Genomic DNA, 4734 nt, shown 5'->3' on the forward strand with positions numbered 1-4734 from the left:
ACCTCGACCAGCGCGAGATGCCCCGGCCGAAGTCATGGCGCACCCTGGGCACCTGATCTCGACAGTTCCAAGATCCCCGACAGAGTCAAGCTAAGAAGCCGTTGTCTTTCCGATAGTGACGGGTGTGTTTCCGCTGGTCAGGCATAGTGACGGCGCCTCGGTGGCAGAGGCTGGGTGGCGTGTCGTCTCTTCGATGGAGGTGCCGGATGCGGTCGGTGATGGGGCTACTTGAGGAGCGCGAGCGTGCTGCTCGGCAGCGGGTGGAGGTCCTTCAGGCCGAGCTCCAGGAGGCGGAAGCCGCGTGGGAGCGGTTCGTGATTGCCCGTCAGACGGTGGCCGAAGTCCTGGCAGAACCTCCTGTGGGCGAGGAGGCGTCGCTGGCCGGGGTGGCCGGTGAACGGCCTGCGCGGGTCGCCGGGGCGGTGCCCGGCTCGGCGGTTCCCGCCTGGAGGGAAGGGCTCACTCTCGACTCACTGGCGCCGGACTACCAACGGCTCGTGGAGGTCCTGGCGGGGAGCGGGGAGGAGATGGACTGCCGGCAGCTCGCGGCGGCCTTGGGTCTGGAGGTGGTCGCGGCGAAGGTGGAGGGAGTGCGGTCGAAGGTGAAGCGCCTGGCCGCGCGGGGCTGGATGGCCGAGGAACGTCCGGGGATGTTCAGCGTGCTCGCCGGGCGAGCCGGCGGCTCATGACCATGCTCATCGACCACCGGATCATCGCCTCGGAGGTGTCGGTGCGGGTCTCGTAGTCGCGGACCAGGCGGCGTGAGTGCATCAGCCATGCGAACGTCCGTTCCACCAGCCACCTTTTCGGCAGCACCACGAAGCCCGTGGCGTCGTCGGTGCGTCTGACCACCGTCAGCGCGATCCGCAGGACATCGCGGGCGAGGTCGACCAGGCGTCCGGTGTAGCCGCCGTCGGCCCACACCAGCGAGATACGCCAGTGCCGCATCCGCAGCCGCTCCAGCAGCGTCCGGCCGGCCTCGCGGTCGGTGACGGATGCGGCGGTGACCATCACGGCCAGCAGAAACCCGAGGGTGTCCACGACGATGTGCCTCTTGCGGCCGTTCACCTTCTTCCCGCCGTCGAACCCCCGGCTGGCAACCGGCACCGACGCGGCCCCTTTCACCGACTGCGCGTCGACGATCCCGGCGGTCGGCTCCGGATCACGGCCCGACGCCTCGCGGAGCCGGTCGCGCAGCCGGTCGTGGAACTCGGCGACCAGGCCCTTGTCCCGCCAGCGCCGGAAGAAGGCGTAGACGCGGTCCCCTGCGGGGAAGTCCGCAGGCAGCGCTCTCCAGGCAATGCCGCCCGCACGCAACCAGGTAGCGCACCGCGTCGACCAGCTGCCGGTGGCAGTAGCTCTCCGGCTGCCCGCCCCTTCCCTCCAGCCAGGCGGGCACGGGCATCGCGTCGCGCACGACTGCCCACTCCGCGCCGGTCATGTCCGAGGGGTACCTCGGACGCCTGTGCGGCCGGTCCCCGGCGTTCCCGAACCGGTGAGCGAGGCAATCACACGACAGGGGCGCGGAGTTGGACGGCAACGTCACGGAGACGGAAAACTGCGGCACCAGGGGCCTCCTGTTGCTCGACTGGATTCGACACCCACGAGCTGTACGGGAGGCCCCACTTTCATGCCCTGCCGACCAGGAGATCGCCCGACCGAGTCGGCAGACTCGAACTCACGATCACCGAGATCGATAGAGCAACCGCTAGTTAGCGCACTCAGCGCACGAAGTCCGTTACTGTGCCGTGGTTGTCGGGAGAGGTCAGGCCCCAGAGGATCAGCCCCACGATGATTGCCAGCAGGATCAGCCCCGGCACGTTCTCGGACCCCCAACTGACGGGCTGCCGAACCGGTGGGCCGGGTGTGGCGTCGTCGCGTGCAGCGTCGGAGTCGGCGCGCTGCCAGGGCGCGACATCGGCCTCACCCCGGGCGATCCGCGCGGCCACGTGGCGTACGTCCGCCGCGTGGTAGGTCGGCTCGCGGGTCAGGTCGGGGGAGGGCGCAGCCGAGGTACGTACGCTGTTGGCCCGCGCCACAGCCCGGATGCTGCTCGGCCTGATCTGCGGCCAGATCTCCCGGACTTCGGCCTTCGTCAGCCAGCCTTCCCCGTCCTCAAGGTCCTGCTCGTCCGCTGCCCCCATTCGAAGTCCGCCCCCTCGCTCGCCGATCACCCTTGGCTTGATACCCAGACCGCCGAAAGATCACGCGGCCAGGCAGTCACACTCGAACTCACGCCCACCGTGATCGGTAGAGAAACGACTTCTAAGCTTGTTCTTTATCTTCTGCCTCGAACTGTGTCTCGAACTGAGTCGCTCACCTGGGGATTCACCGGACGTGAGGGCGGCCTTCGTCTGATCATGTGCCCCGACCAAGGTGCACGTGACCACGACGAAGGCCGTGAGGGTGAGTTTGCTGCCTGATGCTGTCCGGAGGGAGGCGTTCGCGGAAGCGTCACGCTTCCGAGGAGAGTTCTACGAGTGCCTGACCGCCCGGCGTGACGAGTTGTTCGAGCTGGTGGACGCGGTGCTGTGTTCGGACGGTGCGGTGAAGTCCCCGGTGGACTTGACGCTGGTGGCCGAGCACCGTCGTGGGCACGGAGCGTTGTACGGAGCCCTCAACCACGGCCGGATCGACGTCGACAGGTTGCGGTCCTTGCGGGCCGACATGCCTCTGCCGCGATTCGACGGTGATCGTCATCCTCCATCCCGTCTGATGCCCGCCCGCCACACGGTCCGCAAGTACCTGGCTGCCCAGGCCCCGATCTCTCCGCCTCGCCGGGCATCGACCGAGCAGCTCGTGGACGGATGGTGTTTGACGTTGCGCCGCTGATCGACGCGATGCTGCGACCCGAGGTCCTGACAAAGGGGCCATGGTCCACGAGCAACTGGTGGGGCGGAGTCCGGTTTCACCGCCGCCTACCAGCCGGTGAAGCTCTGTACGCAAGAGGCCCAGCCATGAGTCGCGGAAGAATTGGGCATCCCCGGCCCAGGTCGACTGGGGAGACGAGGGGAAGATCCTCGCCCTTGTCGGCATCCCGAAGGTCTACTCGTTCCACATGACGTGTCCTACTCGCGAGACCCGTTCTGCTGCTTTACCCCCAGCCAGGACCTGGCCACCTCGGCGGGGTGCTGATGTCGATCGTCTACGACCGCACCAAGATCCTCGTCCGTCGGCACGTCACCCCGGGCGAGGCGGTCCCTCTGCATCCGGGAGCGGTCAGGTTCGCCAGGCCCTTCGACATCGGCATCAACGTTCTGGCCGCCTACCGCCCCTCCGGGAAAGGCCGGGAAGAACGGCAAGTCCCTATCGTCCGCGACCACGTCCAGGTCGGCCGGGCCTTCTCCTCCATCGAGGGACTGGCGCTGGTGCCCTCGCACCGAGCCAAGACCTACGGACGCCTGGTCGCCTTCGACACCAACCTCTACTCGGTTCCGGACCGCGAAGTCCCAGATCACCCTCCGTGCCATCCGCCGACGCGGAGACCCAGCGGGCGACCTACCAGCGGGCCGTCGGCCGCGGAAGCTTGCGTCGTCGACGAAGGGCGGACGAATTGACCGGGACCCGTCCCTTCAAGGCGTGCGGCTCTCAGAATTGCCGCGTCACAAAACCCTGGACGAACACATCGCGGTGGGCCTTCTCGGACGCCGCCTGCCGAGCCGGCTTCCCCGTCTGCCTCACCAGCCTGGACGACCTGGTCCGTCGGCCGCCTCAGCAACAAACGTCGTTGTCCTGGCCGGCAACAACTCGCGGCTCATCGGCCTCAACAAACTCCGTGAAGCGGCTGCCGCTGAGCACGGACTCCTACTCGAGCACGGCCTTTTCAGGGTCAAAGCACCAGCGCAGCCGCTACGTCAGCATGCGCTTGAAGAACTCCACCAGTTTGCTCACCTGGGCGGTGTGGGCGGGGGGCTCGGCGGCTGGCCAAGTCGTCCCGGTTGGCGTCAGAGGTTTACGCGCTTGAGGTAGACCCGGCTCCGGTGCGGGATGGTCTGGTACCAGAGCATCAGGTGCTAGTCCTCGTACGTACGCAGACGCATCGGCTGCGGGTCCTCGTAGAGGCTGCTGTCCTTGGGGTCGATCGCCATCGACGCCAGGTCGACCAGGCCGTCCATGACGGTTCCGACGAGACGCTGGTACTCCCCGGGCATGTCCCCCAGCACCCACAGCCGACCGGGGTCGCACTCCCACGCCCAGCCGTCGTCGTTCTCGATGCCCTCACCCCGCAGGGTCACTGACCGATCTCCCGCTGGGCGTCGGCGAGGATGCGGCTGCTGGTCTCCATGGCGGCCCGGAACTGGGCTTCCGTCGCGGCCGGGTCCCCGGCGACACGTTCCGCTTCCCGGAGGGCCGCCGCCCGGGCCGGCCAGCGCTGGATGGCGACGTGGGTGGCCCACTTGATGAGGAAGAACCGCAGCGGATTGATGGCGCCGGTCTCCGCGGCCCGGTCGAACGCCTCGTTGCACTCCTTGTCGAGCACCGCCAGGTTGGCCATGTCGATCCGGCGCACGGCGTCCCGCAGGGCTTCCCGCGTCATGGCCGGCTGAGGGATGAGCGGTCCGCCGTCTTCCAGCTGCTGTGCTGTCATCGCGTCCTCCAGGGGAACGCGGCCAGGACACCCAGCCGAGCCGAAGAACCGGGTCCGGAACGCAGAAAAGCCCCGCACCATAAGGTGCGGGGCTTTCCCACAATAATTGTTCGGCGGCGTCCTACTCTCCCACAGGGTCCCCCCTG

At 67.8% G+C, this 4734-nt stretch carries 6 protein-coding genes and 1 pseudogene; 3 read left to right on the plus strand and 4 right to left on the minus strand.

Annotated elements, in window-relative coordinates; translation table 11 throughout:
- Positions 1–206: 206 nt before the first annotated feature.
- On the plus strand, positions 207–689 hold the full coding sequence (locus ACFWTC_RS38480; RefSeq protein ID WP_384030616.1) for a hypothetical protein: 483 nt from the start codon (positions 207–209) through the stop codon (positions 687–689).
- Here the strand turns inward: ACFWTC_RS38480 and ACFWTC_RS38485 are convergent.
- Positions 655–1317, minus strand: coding sequence for an IS5 family transposase (locus ACFWTC_RS38485; RefSeq protein WP_384030614.1), 663 nt, complete (start codon positions 1315–1317; stop codon positions 655–657). The two genes, ACFWTC_RS38480 and ACFWTC_RS38485, sit on opposite strands and share 35 nt — an antisense overlap.
- 404 nt (positions 1318–1721) lie before the next feature.
- Complete coding sequence (locus ACFWTC_RS38490; protein WP_384030612.1) at positions 1722–2174, minus strand: hypothetical protein; 453 nt, start codon at positions 2172–2174, stop codon at positions 1722–1724.
- Positions 2175–2406: 232 nt separating this feature from the next.
- Here ACFWTC_RS38490 and ACFWTC_RS38495 point away from each other — a divergent pair.
- Positions 2407–2697, plus strand: a pseudogene (locus tag ACFWTC_RS38495) (transposase); the annotation flags it as partial.
- A gap of 431 nt (positions 2698–3128) precedes the next feature.
- Positions 3129–3557: a hypothetical protein gene (locus tag ACFWTC_RS38500; RefSeq protein ID WP_384075133.1), complete on the plus strand. Its 429-nt coding sequence runs from the start codon at positions 3129–3131 to the stop codon at positions 3555–3557.
- A gap of 456 nt (positions 3558–4013) precedes the next feature.
- On the opposite strand, the gene ACFWTC_RS38505 is transcribed toward ACFWTC_RS38500, so the two are convergent.
- Positions 4014–4235 (minus strand): hypothetical protein, encoded by a 222-nt coding sequence (locus ACFWTC_RS38505; protein WP_383933341.1) that lies wholly within the window; start codon positions 4233–4235, stop codon positions 4014–4016.
- The gene (locus tag ACFWTC_RS38510; RefSeq protein WP_383933343.1) at positions 4232–4588 is read right to left on the minus strand and encodes a hypothetical protein; all 357 of its coding nucleotides are present in this window, start codon (positions 4586–4588) and stop codon (positions 4232–4234) included. Before ACFWTC_RS38510 ends, ACFWTC_RS38505 begins: the two co-directional genes overlap by 4 nt.
- Between the last annotated feature and the right edge of the window lie 146 nt (positions 4589–4734).

It is taken from the genome of Streptomyces sp. NPDC058619, from assembly GCF_042717785.1.
Lineage (GTDB): Bacteria > Actinomycetota > Actinomycetes > Streptomycetales > Streptomycetaceae > Streptomyces.